Consider the following 15,582-nt stretch of genomic DNA (forward strand, 5'->3'; position numbering starts at 1 on the left):
CTTTTATTTTATATCTGAGTACATAATCGTATATAATAGAATCAAATAGGTCAAAAATGGTCAAAGAGGTGTGGAATATGGATTTAAATCGAATGACAGAGCGATTGCAGAAGGGTATTTTAGATGCCCAATCCTTAGCAATAAAATGCAGACATCAAGAGGTGGACGAACCACATTTATTCTTAACACTTCTACGTCAAGAGGATAGTCTGTTACGTGCAATTTTAAATAAAGCAGACATTCAGACAAAAACAGTTGAAAAATTTTTACAATCAGTACTTGATCAAAAGCCACAAGTGACTGGGAGCGGTGCAGAGCAAGGGAAATTATACATTACGTCTAAGCTGCAACGACTTTTTGTAAGTGCGGAAGATCTTGCATCAAAGTTCTCTGATGATTTTATATCTATCGAACATATTTTATTAGCTGCTTCCTATGCTAGAGATTCTGAAATGCAGAGGATGCTAAAATCAAATGGAAAAACGGCGGAGTCCATCTTATCCGCCATTAAGGAAATAAGGGGGAATCAAAGAGTGACGTCACAAAATCCCGAAGCTGTCTACGATGCACTTAATAAATATGGAAGAGACCTTGTTGCCGAAGTAAAAGCAGGGAAACTTGATCCCGTTATTGGAAGGGATACAGAAATCCGCCATGTCATCCGGATATTATCTAGGAAGACTAAAAATAATCCAGTATTAATTGGTGAACCCGGAGTGGGAAAAACCGCTATTGTTGAAGGGCTTGCACAGCGAATTGTTAGGAAAGATGTTCCAGAGGGTTTAAAAGATAAAACCATTTTCTCATTAGATATGAGCTCTTTGATTGCGGGGGCAAAGTTTAGAGGAGAATTTGAAGAGAGATTAAAAGCGGTATTGAATGAAGTAAAAAAAAGTGAAGGGCAAATTCTTTTATTTATTGATGAGCTTCACACCATCGTTGGAGCAGGAAAAACGGAAGGGGCTATGGATGCGGGCAATATGTTAAAACCGATGCTGGCTCGAGGTGAGCTTCATTGTATTGGGGCAACAACCCTTGATGAACATCGAAAATATATTGAGAAAGACCCTGCACTGGAGCGCAGATTTCAACAAGTTCTTGTTCAAGAACCAAATGTGGAGGATACTATCTCCATATTGCGTGGGTTAAAGGAAAGATTTGAGGTACATCATGGAGTGAAAATCCATGACCATGCGCTTGTTGCAGCTGCAACGTTATCAGATAGGTATATAACCGAACGATTTCTGCCGGATAAAGCGATTGATCTCGTGGATGAAGCTTGTGCACTTATTCGAACTGAAATCGATTCCATGCCAACTGAACTAGATGAAGTAACGCGAAGAGTCATGCAATTGGAAATTGAAGAAGCTGCTTTGAAAAAAGAGCAGGATGCCGCTAGTAAGAAAAGACTAGAAGTCCTTTTAAAGGAGCTTGCAGAGTTAAAAGATCAAGCAAATAACATGAAAGCTATTTGGCTCCAGGAAAAACAAGCCATACAAAAGGTGCAAGTAAAGAGGGAACAACTGGAGAAGCTACGCAGAGAATTACAGCAGGCGGAAGACAAATATGACTTAAATCGTGCTGCAGAGCTTCGTCATGGACAAATACCTTTGGCGGAAAAGGAATTGAAAGAACTCGAAACAGCAACATCCGACCAAGAACGGTTACTTCGCGAGGAAGTAACAGGAGAAGAAATTTCAAATATTGTAGCAAGATGGACGGGAATCCCCCTTGCTAAGCTGGTCGAAGGTGAAAGAGAGAAACTTCTAAGATTAGAATCGATCCTGCATGAACGGGTAATCGGGCAAAATGAGGCAGTGCAATTAGTGGTTGATGCAGTTTTACGGGCTCGTGCTGGAATAAAGGATCCAAACAGACCCATTGGATCATTTCTCTTTTTGGGACCAACGGGTGTTGGAAAGACAGAACTAGCTAAAGCACTTGCCGAGGCATTATTTGATAGTGAAGAGCAGATGATTCGTATAGATATGTCCGAATATATGGAGAAACATGCAGTTTCAAGGCTAATCGGTGCACCACCTGGGTATGTAGGTTATGAGGAGGGGGGACAGCTTACTGAAGCGGTCAGAAGAAGACCTTATTCTGTTATTCTGATGGATGAAATTGAAAAAGCTCATCCAGAGGTATTTAATATCCTCCTACAGGCACTTGATGACGGAAGAATAACAGATTCACAAGGACGAATAGTGGATTTTAAAAATACTGTCATTATCATGACTTCTAATATTGGTTCCCATTACTTATTGGAACGAAAGGAAGAGGAGGAAGATATTTCGGAAGTGACAAGGGAAAAGGTCCTCGGTCAATTAAAGAGTCATTTCCGACCTGAATTTTTAAATAGGATTGATGAAACGATTTTATTTAAACCATTATCAATAGTTGATATAAAAGGTATTGTGGTAAAAATGCTGAAAGAACTTCAGGACAGGTTAAAGGATCAAGATATTGAGGTAACAATCACAGACCAAGCAAAAGAGTATATTGCTGTAAATGGATTTGACCCAATTTATGGTGCAAGACCATTAAAGCGGTATATCCAAAGGAATATCGAGACAAAACTGGCGAGGGCAATTATTGCCGGTACGGTTCATAACCATTCTGTTGTAAAAATAACAAGCGAAAATGAAGAAATAACAATCTCGATTGATTAAACAAAAAAGGTCATCCAAATGAATGGATGACCTCTTTTACTTATTAGTGTTTTTCAACAGGTTGATTTGGAAGTACTGCAGTTGCAATAATAATTAAAATGGAGACACCGACTGAAATAATTGCCCCAGCCTTGAAGTCAAAAACTCCGCCTTCTGTCATTGAACTAACTACATATGAAAGCATTTGCACTAATAGAAACGTCCAAAAGAATGTCCAAAAGTATCGCATTATGTATCACCTCTACCCTATTTTTCATCTCTCATAATAGTACCATATGCGTATAAAATAATAAACGCAAATTTAGCGATTAGGCAATGGACTAAAGCTTTATCATAAATTCCCAAGTTTAGAAATGAATATTGGGCTATATTCCCTTTCAACTAATGTGAAATCACATACAATATCTTGAGGAAATATGTAAAAGGAGATTTAACGATGGAGAACCGGAATTTTCAGATGGATACCCAGTGGAATATCATCCATTACCCTGAAAAGCCCACAGGTTTTGGAATCTTAATAATTGGAGATGAAAGGCATTTTGTCGACGAAAATAAATGCTTTTGGAGTCAAAATGAAGGTAAACTTGCCATTATCGATGAATTAAAAAAATCAGGATATACTATTTTTTCCTCAAATTTGTATGGGCGAAACTGGGGAAGTGACCATGCGGTTGAGCTTGCGCAAAGGCTGTACCAGCAAGTAATACGCAGTGAAATTCTGAATAATAAAATTCATCTATTAGCAGAGGGTATGGGAGCACTCGTAGCAGTAAGATTAATGGAAAAAATGAAAGGCCAGCTAAGGTCTGTCGTTTTACTTAATCCCATTCTTTCTTTAAAAAATCATATTGAATTAGAAAAAGAGCATAAATTTTTTTATAAAAAATTAATGAGAGAACTGACATCAGCTCATATGAAGGATCAAGTCACGCTTGAAAAAGAACTAAAAAATATGAGCGTAGAGCTAAATTTTGATTGGAGTGTTCCGATAAAAATTATCAATATTATGTCCAGCGGAAAATCGTATAACCAATCAAAACAGATGCAATTATTACTTGCTAAAACAGATATCAATCCAACTTATATTGTTCCTGAAAAAAAGAAACAGCTCGGCTATATGATGAAAAAGTTTTTCAATCAATATGAAAAGTTGTTGTAAATGCATCCCTCCCCAAAAGAGATATATTTCTTAATGAAACCGCATAGGATTCAGTAAAGAAGCTTGGGGAGGCAGGAATAGTAATGGACAAGGTAGTAATTATTGGAGTATTTGATTTTGTGAATTTTCATGTTTGTAAAGCGTTACTAGATAAAGGGATAGAGGTCAAGGGGGTACAGATTGAAACAGAGGAGAATGGGGATTTGCTAGTTGAGAAAAGATTAGAAATCGGGCGAAATGCCAACTTTTCTGTGATTTCAATCGGGGAATTAACAGATGAGCACAACCAGAAAGGGACAATGGTACTCTCTGTTTACGACCTATATATGCAATATCAGGAAGATTTTTTACTTAGTGAGGATATAAAAAAACCATTCATGAATTTTAATAATTGGGAAAAAATTGTTATCCTTGCTCCAAGCCAACTAGTAACGAATGAAAACATAACAGAAGCTGGAGTTATTATGCTAAATTTTATGAAAGGGATAAAGTCCCTAGCGAATAACATACAATTCCTCTATTTACCAACTATATATGGTCCATGGCAGCCAGATACCTTTATGTTTCAACATTCTATTTTAAATGAATGGAATGGGGAGGGGACATTTAGAGGGCTGCGGGAGGAGATAACAGATGCCTTGTTTGTAGAAGATGCAGTAGCATCTATCATTGAAATTGTCGAAAAGAACTCTCCTGGCAGATACCTTCTCCAAAGCGGGAAGAACAATCAATGGGAACAATGTGCAGCTTTTCTAGGAATTGGTGACCACATTTCCAACCAAAGTACAAAAGAGCTGGTAGACAATGAAATTAACAAATTATCCGTTAAAAGTATCATCCCACTACCTGATGCCTTAACCAAGCAAATAGAACATACCCACCGCGTGTATATTTAATGTTGGAAATGTAGAGAAAAAGCTGCCGTTTACCTCGGCAGCTTATTTTTTATTTAAAAACCGTTCGACAAAGGGATAAACCATTTGAACTAATGGTTTTAAATTCTGAGAGGATTCCTTTAATTTCTCAATATTATCAAATATGGCTTCCATATTTATTGATGAAGGGTTCGAATCTGAAACTTTATGAGGTTTCGTCCGCATATCCTCACTTCTGTTCCCAAACATCATTCTTGAAAAACGGTCTTCCGGGTTCTGATGGTGACGATATTTTTCTTTGTCCATATCATAACTCCTCGTATATTTATTTTAGTCTTTGCTCCTTTTAGATTATGAAAGATGTGAACAAATGGTATAGTCATTAGTTGAGTTAAAGCATTTAATGGTTGCTTAAATACGTCTTTATTTGATAAAATTAGTACCAAGTCATAATAATTGATAATAATATCAAGTAAATTATATAGGGAGATGATTCCTTGAACGCTGGAATTATTGGGATTGGCAGGTATTTACCAGAAAAGATCGTTACAAATGCAGATTTAGAAAAAATCATGGATACAACAGATGAATGGATTCGCTCGCGTACAGGCATTGAGGAACGTCGTATTGCAGGCGATAACATTAATACATCTGATATGGGGTTTGCTGCTGCCCAAAAAGCAATCGAAGATGCAGGAATTACTCCCGAAGATATCGATTTAATTTTGGTCGCAACCGTAACGCCAGATCAGCCATTCCCTTCCGTTGCATGTATGCTACAAGAACGGTTAGGTGCTAAAAAGGCTGCAGCGATGGACGTTAGTGCAGCCTGTGCAGGTTTTATGTACGGTATTATTACCGGTAAGCAGTTTGTTGAATCAGGAGCTTATAAGCATGTTCTGGTAGTGGGTGTTGAAAAACTTTCAAGGATTACCGACTGGAATGACCGAAACACCGCAGTCCTATTTGGAGACGGTGCAGGAGCCGTTATCGTTGGTGAGGTTTCCGAAAATAGAGGGATTCTTTCTTTTGAGTTGGGTGCAGATGGTACTGGTTCTAAGCATTTATATCAAGATGAGTATATTATTATGAATGGACGGGAAGTCTTTAAATTTGCAGTACGACAGATGGGGGAAAGCTGTGTTCATGTTCTCGAAAAGGCTGGATTGACAAAAGAAGATGTTGATTTCCTAATTCCTCACCAAGCCAATATCAGGATTATGGAGGCATCTAGACAAAGGCTGGAGCTGCCGATTGAAAAAATGTCTAAGACCGTTCATAAATACGGGAATACTTCATCTGCGTCTATTCCGATTTCTCTCGTTGAGGAAATAGAGGCTGGAAAAATCAAAGACGATGACCTAATTGTTATGGTTGGTTTTGGTGGCGGCTTAACTTGGGGTGCCATTGCGATTAGATGGGGAAAATAAAGGCAAATAGCTAACTATACAATGAAGTGTAATGAAGGAGATGTCTAAATGGAAAAGCGCAGGGTTGTGGTTACAGGTGTAGGAGCAGTAACTCCACTTGGTCTCGATGTTGAAACCACTTGGAAAGGGATTATTGAAGGGAAATCTGGAATTGGGCCGTTAACAAGAGTGAATGCAGATGAGTATCCAGCAAAAGTTGCGGCACAGGTAAACGACTTTACACCCGAAACAATTATGGATAGAAAAGACGCGCGTAAAATGGATCGTTTTACTCAGTTCGCGGTTGCAGCAGCATTAATGGCCGTTACTGATGCGAATCTTACTATTAATGACGATAATGCTAATCGTATAGGAGTTTGGATTGGATCAGGGATTGGCGGAATGGAAACATTTGAAGAACAATATGAAATCTTTCAAAAAAGAGGGTACAAAAGGGTTAGTCCATTCTTTGTACCAATGCTGATTCCAGACATGGCAACCGGGCAGGTTTCTATCAGACTAGGTGCAAAAGGATTTAATTCCTGTACGGTAACAGCATGTGCAACAGGAACAAATTCAATTGGAGATGCTTTTAAGGTAATTCAGCGAGGCGATGCAGATGCCATGATTACTGGTGGAGCCGAAGCGCCAATTACAAAAATGTCTGTAGCTGGTTTCTGTGCAAATACTGCACTTTCTACCAATCCTGACCCGAATACGGCAAGCAGACCATTCGATAAAAATCGTGATGGCTTTATCATTGGTGAGGGTGCTGGTGTTATCGTCCTTGAAGAGTTGGAATTTGCATTAGCCCGAGGGGCGAAAATATATGGAGAGATCGTGGGCTACGGTGCAACGGGTGATGCCTATCATATAACAGCTCCAGCTCCAGGTGGTGAAGGTGGGGCACGTGCCATGAAAATGGCGATTAATGATAGTGGTCTAAAACCAGAGGATATCGACTATATTAATGCACATGGAACAAGTACGGAATATAACGATAAGTTTGAGACGCTCGCTGTGAAAGAGGTATTTGGTGACCACGCGTATAAACTAGCGATGAGTTCAACCAAATCAATGACTGGTCACCTTCTTGGAGCAGCAGGAGGAATTGAAGCGATTTTTTCTGTGCTCGCCATGAGAGACAGTATTCTACCTCCGACCATTAATTATGAAACACCAGACCCTGAATGTGATTTGGATTATGTTCCAAATAAAGCCCGTCAAAAAGAAATCAAAGCAGTAATGAGTAACTCACTAGGCTTCGGCGGTCATAACGCAACGATTGTTTTCAAAAAATATGAAAAATAATTAGCTCGGCTAGGGAATTTCCTGGCCGGCTTTTTTTTTGAGAAGAATGAACCATTTTCCGAACCTATGCACATATCATTCATAAAATGTAAAAAACATATGGAGTGAGGAAATGGGCATCATTCGAACGGATAAATGGCTTGACGAGGAGTTTGATCGTCCAACAAAAATATGCGATAAACTGCTCCCGGTTTTCAAAGGGAGTAGTGCTCCAAAAATTTATCAACAATTAACAGAGTTTGGGATGTATAAACCATCCAGTAGGACGAAGGGGATTTTTCATTCGCTGAAGGAAAACAAAAAATGGGAAGAAGTGGAACGTATTTTACAGGAGTATCAAAAGAAATGGCGAGGTCCAGATATTCCAATCTACCTTTTTCCAATCGGTCAACAGAGGAGTTTCTTTTCCAGACAAGAAGATAAAGTTAAGGGTGGAGTTTCCTACCCAGATAAAATGTTTTTATTTCTTTCAAACAGCCTAACATCCAAAGAGTTAGAGGCGTTATTTGTTCACGAATACCATCACATTTGCAGGTTAACGAATCAAACGAAAAGGTTCGAAGAATATACGCTTTTGGATTCACTCATCATTGAAGGGCTTGCAGAATACGCCGTTTTAGTGAATTGTGGGAGAAACTATTTAGCAGATTGGTGCAGTATGTATTCGGATTCTGAATTGATAAAATTGTGGGATAAATATCTAAATGACAATTTGGAATTGAAAAAAAGTGATAGGAAGCACGATGATTTACTATATGGCACAGGAAGGATTCCTAAACTGCTGGGATATGCAGCAGGCTTTAGGATTGTTGAAGAGTATTATAAAAACAATCAATTTTCTATAAAACTTTCCTTTAAATTACCTGCAAAGAAATTTTTACTAGCTGAGAATAGCTTTACAAAAAAAGGCCGAAAAAAATGAGGCTTTTTTTTTATACATTCCATCTAAGGAATAAATTAACTTATGTCTGCCCATACTGATTGACAAACAGTTTCTTGAAGTGAGGGGTTGTACAATGTTGTATCTTCATGATGTTTGGGTAAATTGGTTTGAAGGGGAAGAAAACGGATATAATGTGTGTCACTTTCATGAATGGCGCAAAGACGATGGTGTAGAGCTGTTAGACCAAGCTCCTTTGTTAAAAGTAGAACCGATTCTCTTTAACTATATAGAGAACGATCTCTCGGAATTACCTCAACAGCTTCTAGATGATATTTTTCAAAAAGCATATTTAAGAAAAAACCATGAAAGAATTCAACTAGATTACTGCTTTGTGGTAACGGATGGGGTTGGAATACTAGCTATTGATACGATTGGATATTCGATACCTATTAGAAAAAGTAGACTAATTCCACGACAAGAGCAACTTGTCTATGAAATGATTGCAACACACGAAGCAAAAGAATATCATTTTCAAACAATCTCAGTGGACAAGGATTTTCATATTTTAGCACCAGAACCTGAATTAATGACAGGACTAACGAGAAAAGAGCGTCAACTAAAACAGCTATTATTTATGGCACTGGATCAATTACATACATCAAAGAACGAAGCAGAAGTGCGTTATTGGTTTACTGAATGGTGTCCAGAGCGTTACTCAGCTATACAAGAATTAAACTTTGAGAGTGCATGGCAGCAGTTGTTTGAAGAAGCGAAATATGGATGGTCTAAACGGCATGAAACATTTTGCGAAAATCTAATTAAAGGTCAGCCATTCTTCGAAAAACTATGGGAAATGGAGCATGGACCAAAAGTAAACTGAAAAAATGCCCGGGCACGAAATAGCTTTCGTGCCCGGGCATTTTATTATTTTCTTTTCCTTCCTAATCCCATGGCATTTTCCATTTTCTTAACTGTTTTACTGGCAACTTGGTTTGCCTTTTCAGCACCTTCGTCTAAAATCCTATCAAGTTCGCTAGATTCCATTAAGTTATTATATTTTTCTTGAATCGGTTTAAATACATTTACAACCACGTCGGCTAAATCCCCTTTGAAATCTCCATATCCTTTTCCATGATACATTGCTTCAATCTCTGGGATGGTCTTATTATCTAATATGGAATAAATCGAAAGCAGATTAGAAATTCCTGGCTTATTGGCCTGATCAAATTTAACAATACCTTCTGAGTCAGTAACAGCGCTTTTAATTTTCTTTTCTATTTGTTTTGGATCGTCAAGCGGTGTAATAAAAGCTTTACTATTTGGGTCGGATTTGCTCATTTTCTTTGTTGGTTCCTGTAACGACATAATTCTGGCACCAACTTCAGGTAGACGAATATCAGGGATCGCTAATACATCTCCATATTTTTTATTAAATCTTTCCGCTAAATCGCGCGTTAATTCCAAATGCTGCTTTTGATCTTCTCCAACAGGTACTAAATTGGCATTGTATAATAGAATGTCGGCAGCCATTAATGGCGGATAGGTTAATAAACTTGCGGATACTGCATCTTTACCCGTAGATTTATCTTTGAATTGTGTCATTCGTTCCAATTCACCAATATAGGCGATACATTGCATCATCCATCCAGCCTGAGCATGAGCTGGAACTTCTGATTGGATAAATAATGTTGCCTTTTCTGGGTTGATGCCAACAGCTAAATAAAGTGCTGCCAAACTTCGGATATTCTTACGAAGTACTAAACGGTCCTGTGGAACCGTTATCGCATGTTGATCAACAATACAAAAGTAGCAATTATAATCATTTTGTAATTCTACAAACTGCTTCATTGCCCCAATATAGTTTCCCAGTGTTATCGTACCACTAGGCTGAATTCCTGAAAAAATCGTTTGCATGACCGCAACCTCCTAAATTTTTATAATAAAAAAAACCATTCATCCCCACAACGATAGGGACGAATGGTTCGCGGTACCACCCTAAATTACTCAAAAGAGTCACTCATTTCCTGAATATCTTGATTGAATAGCCTCAGGACCCTTTTAACGCAAGGTAACGTCTTTTCCTACATTTCATAGAAATTCGGAAAAGAAGCTCGAAAGTCCATTCGGTATTTTTCCGTGTTTGTTTCCACCAACCACAAACTCTCTGAACCGGATAAAAATACGTACTACTCTTTGTCATTGCCAACTACTTTAATTTACTTATTCTTATTATAATTAAATATTTATTCGTAATCAAGTAAACTACAGGGTTTTATTGTTACTTTTTATTGCCGCCAACACTTTTCCAACGTGTTTGGTATTTGGCACTTTGATCTACAAATTCAGAGCGTTTCTTTCCTCCAAAAACGTTTTCGCCAAAGCCATTGGTTATTACACCCATAAGTGCAGTAATACCAATAATAAGAATTGCAACCATTGTTAAATCAGCTATGTATCCACCCATGATAAAACCTCCATTTCAATTCAAAAGTTATGATAACATTTGTATTGTATTTCCCCTCCCTATTATATTAAAAGAACTTGGCAATTATTAAAAGAGGTAAACGAATAAAAAACCATAATAGGCTATAAATTATGTATGCGTTTTCATTAAAAAGTTTTAATTGAGAATAATCACGGGATAAATTTGAAAGCTATATAGTTAAATCGAAATAAAAGTTCAGATTTTTATGTGAATACCTACACAAAAGGAACAACAAATTCGAAGATTGTACTAAATGGTTCTAACTAGGGAAAAAAACAAGATTTAACGATCAAAAAGTATGAAACTTCTTTGTAGTTTATTCGTCTAAGATAATATATATAAAAATTAACGTTACATATTTGACATTCAATAAATTTTGAAAAAAGGATACCTTTTTTAGAAACAGTGGTGTATAATTAATGATATAAATTACTTATTTATAATTATTTTAATCAAGAATCACTTAGTGAATGCGTTTACTATAGTATTGAATAGTAATTAAAAGAGGAGTGTGGAGACAAATGGTTACATTATACACTTCACCAAGTTGTACATCATGCAGGAAAGCGAAATCATGGTTAGAAGAGCATGAGATTCCATATACTGAAAGAAATATTTTTTCCGAACCATTGTCAATTGAAGAAATTAAGGAAATCCTTCGAATGACAGAAGATGGTACGGATGAAATTATATCAACCAGATCAAAAACCTTTCAAAAATTAGACGTAAATCTAGATACAATGCCACTTCAGGATTTATTTGAATTAATAAAAGCTAACCCTGGATTATTACGTCGTCCAATTATCATCGACGAAAAGCGTTTACAGGTTGGTTATAATGAGGATGAGATTAGACGGTTTCTACCGAGGAGAGTACGTACTTTCCAATTGAGAGAAGCCCAGCGTATGGTAAATTAACATGTTGAAAAAGCCTTCAGATATGAAGGCTTTTTTTGCACCACCTTTTAGTTTGAGATTTCCAAGTCATTTTGTTACAATGTAAGGAATATCTAATTAATAGGCAAATGAATGGTTTTTTGCAATTAAGAGTAATATTATTTCCCAATTTAATACTTTTGTCATAAAATGAAAGTACAAGGATTATAGTCTTTTTTTACAACACTATTGATCCTTTCTACTTGGGTAATTGCTAAAAGCATTGTCTGTTTGGGGGTATATAGTCCCTTCAATAAGGAAACGGAAGGGAGTGGCTAAGATGGAAATCGAACGTATTAATGAGAATACCGTAAAATTTTACATCTCATATGGTGATATAGAAGAACGAGGCTTTGATCGTGAGGAAATTTGGTACAATCGAGAACGAAGCGAGGAACTGTTCTGGGAAATGATGGATGAGGTTCATCAAGAGGAAGAGTTTGTTGTGGAAGGACCATTATGGATTCAAGTGCAGGCTTTAGAAAAGGGGTTAGAAATTCTTGTAACCAAAGCACAAGTTTCAAAGGATGGTCAAAAGTTTGAGTTGCCAATTCCAAATGAGAAATTGAAAGATTTACCAGTTGATAATAACATTGATGATATCTTGGATTCTCATTTTAATCCAGGACATCGTGATGATGATGACCTTATAATCGAAGAAGAATCTTTAGAGTTTTTAATTGCCTTCAAAGATTTTGAGGATGTCATTATGCTATCAAATCGTGGCGGCCTTGATGAGTTAATTACCGTATTACACAATTATGAAAATAAATACTATTTATATACTGAGTTTCCAGAAGATGTGTTTGAAGAGGACGAAATTGATGATATTTTAAGTATTTTGCTTGAATATGGCTATGAAACACAGCTAACGATTCATCGTATTCAGGAGTATGGTAAAGAAATCATTTCTAAAGATGTTTTTGCAGAAATAAGAAAATATTTTAAATAAACATGCCGATTTCTATTATTGAAATCGGTGTTTTTTTACATAGGCAGATTATTATTGGTGGTGATGAGACTGAAAAACACAGTAAGAGTTGTATTGTTTGTGCTCGTTTTATCCATACTTTTATATTTCTTTAAGGAATATTTACAGGGTGGAATTTTTGGTTTTTTGAGCCTGTTAATCACGTTGTCTGTCATTTTTATTGCGTTTGTTATTTTTCTAGAGAATCGCCATCCAACCCAAACCATTACCTGGTTGGTTGTTTTAGGAAGCTTTCCATTAGTAGGATTCTTCTTCTATTTACTTTTCGGGAGAAATTACCGGAAAGAGAAAATGTATCGAAAGAAATATTTTCTTGATAAACAAACGTTTTTAACGGTAGAGGGTGAAAATGACCCCAGAAGTGAAGAAAAGCTTAGTTTAATGGGGGAACACCAAGCCAGACTTTTTACTTTAGCACAAAAATTAGGAAATAGCCCAATTTCCTTTGATACCTCAACCAAGGTCTTAACCAATGGAGAGGAAACCTTTCATCATATCCTTGAACAAATGAAAAGAGCCAGACATCACATCCATATGGAATATTATATCGTCAGGGATGATCGGATTGGAGAAGAAATTAAAGAGGTCCTAATTGAAAAAGCGGCTCAAGGGGTTAAAATCCGGTTTCTCTACGATGCAGTGGGTTCGTGGAAATTATCAAGAAAATATATTAATGATTTGAGGAATGCAGGAATAGAAACAGTATGTTTCGGTCCAGTTAAGCTGCCATTTTTAAATAATAAATTTAACTTTAGAAATCATCGAAAAATCATTGTGATTGATGGCATGATTGGATTTGTTGGTGGACTTAATATTGGAGATGAATACTTAGGCAGGAATCCAAATTATGGCTATTGGCGCGACACACATTTAATGTTAAGAGGAGAAGCAGTTCGGTCGCTACAGCTGATTTTTTTACAAGATTGGTATTACATGACCAACCACAGCTTTTTAACAGCAGAGTATTTGTCCCCGCAAATAGATGAAAAAAATCATGGAGGTGTCCAGTTAATTGCCGGTGGTCCGGATAATGAATGGAGTGTCATTAAAAATATATTCTTCTCAATGATCACTTCTGCAAAAGAATCTGTTTGGATTGCTTCGCCATACTTTATACCTGATGAGGATATCTTTTCAGCGATAAAAGTGGCTGCCCTTAGTGGCATTGATGTGAGATTACTTGTACCAAATCGTCCAGACAAACGAGTTGTCTTTCATGCCTCTCGCTCCTATTTTCCAGAGCTTTTAGAAGCAGGAGTAAAGGTGTATGAGTATGAACGCGGGTTTATGCATAGTAAAATCGTAATAGTCGACCACGAGCTAGCTTCTATTGGTACATCAAATATGGATATGCGTAGTTTTCATTTGAATTTTGAGGTAAATGCCTTCCTATTTCGAACAAAAAGTACTCAAAAGCTTGTGGCTGAATATATCAATGACCTTGAATATGCAAAACAGCTTGAACTATCATTGTTTAGAAAAAGACATATTGGCTTACGATTACTTGAGTCAACAGCAAGGTTACTTTCACCGCTTCTTTAAGTTCACAAACTCGTCATAATGACGAGTTTTCTTTTTGTTTAAAAAAGGATTTCTTGTCATGGAAAACGAATGTAAGGGATAAAAGGAGGCTGATATTCATTTGTTAACGGCACGAACAAAATCAGGAACTATATTTAGCTTAAGTAATAAATATGAAAAAGAGAATTTATTGATACTTCGGAACCATGAGAAATTTTTTTGTCCGGTTTGTGGGGAAGCAGTTTCCCTTAAATTAGGAAATCAACGAATTTATCATTTTGCTCATCGAAGTGGTACGGTTTGCAGTGATTTTCATGAAAGTGAATCCCTATATCATATAAAAGGTAAGCTTCAGCTCTTTCGGTGGTTACAAATTCAAGGGATTCCTGCAGAATTGGAGTATTATGATTCGGTGATCGGACAGCGGCCTGATATCATGTTTGATTTTGGTGGCAACAGGTACGCACTAGAATATCAATGTTCACCGATACCTGAAGAGGTATTTATTAAGAGGACGGAGTCATACATCCAACATCATTACATTCCCCTCTGGATATTAGGCAGCAAGCATGTTAAAGCAAAAAGGAGTAATGTTTTCTCCTTGTCCAATTTCAATTATTTCTTTTTAAGAAAAATAACGAACAGGCAATTGGTACTTCCTTCTTATTGCCCCGAAGAAAAAAGGTTTCATATCCTCTGTTCAATCCAGCCATTTTCTATTAAAAACGCTACCGCCAACCACCAACAATTTTCTATTCATAAGACAGGAATTGAAGAAATTCTTGAACCTAGAGTATTTAATTCATTTAACTACCCAAAATGGGCAAATGAAATGGAGAAATTCACGATAAATTGGTCACTCCATCCTAGCCCCGATGTAAATCGATTTCTTCGCGAAATCTATCATCATAACCTCAACTTATATTTGCTACCACCAGAAATCGGATTACCCGTTAGCCATTCCCTCTTGATTCAAACACCACCTATCATCTGGCAAACTTATTTGTATTTGGATGTTTTTCAGAATAAATCACCTCGTTCCTTAATTGATTTAAAGGGTGTGGAGAAAGCTTTCAATAAAAGAGCAAAATTGAATGAACTCTTTCTCAGGAAGTTACCACAACTCCCTAATGAGACCCCTTTTATAGCTGTACGGGAGTATTTTCAACTACTAGAAAGACTCGGTATCATTATAAAAAGGGGCGAATCCATGTATCAAGTGCAAAAAGGATTCATAATCCCAACCTCTAACCGTGAAAAGGAAGAGGGAAAGCACGAATTTTATCAAAAAAATAGAACCATCCTTGGGAAAATATAAATGAAATGATTCTTTAGGGCATA

General features: G+C 36.9%; 15 protein-coding genes and 1 other annotated feature. Of the genes, 11 read left to right on the forward strand and 4 right to left on the reverse strand.

Features of this window, described 5'->3' with window-relative positions; genetic code table 11:
* The first annotated feature begins 77 nt into the window (after nt 1–77).
* Nucleotides 78–2,672: an ATP-dependent chaperone ClpB gene (gene clpB, locus BLR86_RS16155; protein WP_090763441.1), complete on the forward strand. Its 2,595-nt coding sequence runs from the start codon at nt 78–80 to the stop codon at nt 2,670–2,672.
* Nucleotides 2,673–2,715: 43 nt separating this feature from the next.
* Here clpB and BLR86_RS16160 read toward each other — a convergent pair whose 3' ends face one another.
* A complete protein-coding gene (locus BLR86_RS16160) occupies nt 2,716–2,901 on the reverse strand; it encodes a YjzD family protein (RefSeq protein ID WP_090763444.1) in 186 nt (61 codons plus the stop codon).
* A gap of 207 nt (nt 2,902–3,108) precedes the next feature.
* Here BLR86_RS16160 and BLR86_RS16165 point away from each other — a divergent pair, with 207 nt between their 5' ends.
* Both BLR86_RS16165 and BLR86_RS16170 read left to right on the forward strand, forming a co-directional pair.
* The gene (locus tag BLR86_RS16165) at nt 3,109–3,831 is read left to right on the forward strand and encodes an alpha/beta fold hydrolase (RefSeq protein WP_090763446.1); all 723 of its coding nucleotides are present in this window, start codon (nt 3,109–3,111) and stop codon (nt 3,829–3,831) included.
* 83 nt (nt 3,832–3,914) lie between these two features.
* The gene (locus BLR86_RS16170; RefSeq protein WP_090763449.1) at nt 3,915–4,727 is read left to right on the forward strand and encodes a hypothetical protein; all 813 of its coding nucleotides are present in this window, start codon (nt 3,915–3,917) and stop codon (nt 4,725–4,727) included.
* A 42-nt stretch (nt 4,728–4,769) separates the two neighbouring features.
* Here the strand turns inward: BLR86_RS16170 and BLR86_RS16175 are convergent, their stop codons facing one another.
* Nucleotides 4,770–5,012 (reverse strand): hypothetical protein, encoded by a 243-nt coding sequence (locus BLR86_RS16175; RefSeq protein WP_090763452.1) that lies wholly within the window; start codon nt 5,010–5,012, stop codon nt 4,770–4,772.
* 191 nt (nt 5,013–5,203) lie between these two features.
* Here BLR86_RS16175 and BLR86_RS16180 point away from each other — a divergent pair, with 191 nt between their 5' ends.
* The 4 genes from BLR86_RS16180 (at nt 5,204) to BLR86_RS16195 (ending at nt 9,189) form a co-directional block, all read left to right on the forward strand.
* A complete protein-coding gene (locus BLR86_RS16180) occupies nt 5,204–6,136 on the forward strand; it encodes a beta-ketoacyl-ACP synthase III (protein ID WP_090763455.1) in 933 nt (310 codons plus the stop codon).
* Between the two features lie 48 nt (nt 6,137–6,184).
* The gene (gene fabF, locus BLR86_RS16185) at nt 6,185–7,426 is read left to right on the forward strand and encodes a beta-ketoacyl-ACP synthase II (protein ID WP_090763458.1); all 1,242 of its coding nucleotides are present in this window, start codon (nt 6,185–6,187) and stop codon (nt 7,424–7,426) included.
* 112 nt (nt 7,427–7,538) lie between these two features.
* Entirely contained in the window at nt 7,539–8,348 is an 810-nt protein-coding gene (locus tag BLR86_RS16190; RefSeq protein ID WP_090763460.1) for a DUF2268 domain-containing putative Zn-dependent protease, read from the forward strand.
* Between the two features lie 94 nt (nt 8,349–8,442).
* Nucleotides 8,443–9,189 carry a YjbA family protein gene (locus tag BLR86_RS16195; RefSeq protein WP_090763463.1) on the forward strand — a complete coding sequence of 249 codons (747 nt, stop codon included), beginning with the start codon at nt 8,443–8,445 and terminating at the stop codon, nt 9,187–9,189.
* A gap of 44 nt (nt 9,190–9,233) precedes the next feature.
* Here the strand turns inward: BLR86_RS16195 and trpS are convergent, their stop codons facing one another.
* Both trpS and BLR86_RS16205 read right to left on the reverse strand, forming a co-directional pair.
* Complete coding sequence (gene trpS, locus BLR86_RS16200) at nt 9,234–10,223, reverse strand: tryptophan--tRNA ligase (RefSeq protein ID WP_090763466.1); 990 nt, start codon at nt 10,221–10,223, stop codon at nt 9,234–9,236.
* A 52-nt stretch (nt 10,224–10,275) separates the two neighbouring features.
* Nucleotides 10,276–10,518, reverse strand: a binding site (T-box leader).
* Between the two features lie 69 nt (nt 10,519–10,587).
* Nucleotides 10,588–10,773: a hypothetical protein gene (locus BLR86_RS16205; protein ID WP_090763468.1), complete on the reverse strand. Its 186-nt coding sequence runs from the start codon at nt 10,771–10,773 to the stop codon at nt 10,588–10,590.
* 542 nt (nt 10,774–11,315) lie between these two features.
* Between BLR86_RS16205 and spxA the strand changes: the two genes are divergently transcribed.
* The 4 genes from spxA (at nt 11,316) to BLR86_RS16225 (ending at nt 15,559) form a co-directional block, all read left to right on the forward strand.
* Nucleotides 11,316–11,711 (forward strand): transcriptional regulator SpxA, encoded by a 396-nt coding sequence (spxA, locus tag BLR86_RS16210; RefSeq protein ID WP_045519743.1) that lies wholly within the window; start codon nt 11,316–11,318, stop codon nt 11,709–11,711.
* A 298-nt stretch (nt 11,712–12,009) separates the two neighbouring features.
* Nucleotides 12,010–12,681, forward strand: coding sequence for an adaptor protein MecA (gene mecA, locus BLR86_RS16215; RefSeq protein WP_090763471.1), 672 nt, complete (start codon nt 12,010–12,012; stop codon nt 12,679–12,681).
* A gap of 69 nt (nt 12,682–12,750) precedes the next feature.
* Nucleotides 12,751–14,262: a cardiolipin synthase gene (cls, locus tag BLR86_RS16220; protein WP_090763740.1), complete on the forward strand. Its 1,512-nt coding sequence runs from the start codon at nt 12,751–12,753 to the stop codon at nt 14,260–14,262.
* Between the two features lie 100 nt (nt 14,263–14,362).
* Nucleotides 14,363–15,559: a competence protein CoiA gene (locus BLR86_RS16225; RefSeq protein WP_175492921.1), complete on the forward strand. Its 1,197-nt coding sequence runs from the start codon at nt 14,363–14,365 to the stop codon at nt 15,557–15,559.
* Nucleotides 15,560–15,582: the final 23 nt, after the last annotated feature.

It is taken from the genome of Bacillus sp. OK048 (assembly GCF_900103525.1).
GTDB lineage: Bacteria > Bacillota > Bacilli > Bacillales > Cytobacillaceae > Neobacillus.

Bases quoted from the DNA above. Each gene is read 5' to 3' on its own strand.
- clpB (WP_090763441.1), top strand. From the start codon at position 78: ATGGATTTAAATCGAATGACAGAGCGATTGCAGAAGGGTATTTTAGAT.
- BLR86_RS16160 (WP_090763444.1), bottom strand. From the start codon at position 2,901: ATGCGATACTTTTGGACATTCTTTTGGACGTTTCTATTAGTGCAAATG.
- BLR86_RS16165 (WP_090763446.1), top strand. From the start codon at position 3,109: ATGGAGAACCGGAATTTTCAGATGGATACCCAGTGGAATATCATCCAT.
- BLR86_RS16170 (WP_090763449.1), top strand. From the start codon at position 3,915: ATGGACAAGGTAGTAATTATTGGAGTATTTGATTTTGTGAATTTTCAT.
- BLR86_RS16175 (WP_090763452.1), bottom strand. From the start codon at position 5,012: ATGGACAAAGAAAAATATCGTCACCATCAGAACCCGGAAGACCGTTTT.
- fabF (WP_090763458.1), top strand. From the start codon at position 6,185: ATGGAAAAGCGCAGGGTTGTGGTTACAGGTGTAGGAGCAGTAACTCCA.
- BLR86_RS16190 (WP_090763460.1), top strand. From the start codon at position 7,539: ATGGGCATCATTCGAACGGATAAATGGCTTGACGAGGAGTTTGATCGT.
- BLR86_RS16195 (WP_090763463.1), top strand. From the start codon at position 8,443: ATGTTGTATCTTCATGATGTTTGGGTAAATTGGTTTGAAGGGGAAGAA.
- trpS (WP_090763466.1), bottom strand. From the start codon at position 10,223: ATGCAAACGATTTTTTCAGGAATTCAGCCTAGTGGTACGATAACACTG.
- BLR86_RS16205 (WP_090763468.1), bottom strand. From the start codon at position 10,773: ATGGGTGGATACATAGCTGATTTAACAATGGTTGCAATTCTTATTATT.
- spxA (WP_045519743.1), top strand. From the start codon at position 11,316: ATGGTTACATTATACACTTCACCAAGTTGTACATCATGCAGGAAAGCG.
- mecA (WP_090763471.1), top strand. From the start codon at position 12,010: ATGGAAATCGAACGTATTAATGAGAATACCGTAAAATTTTACATCTCA.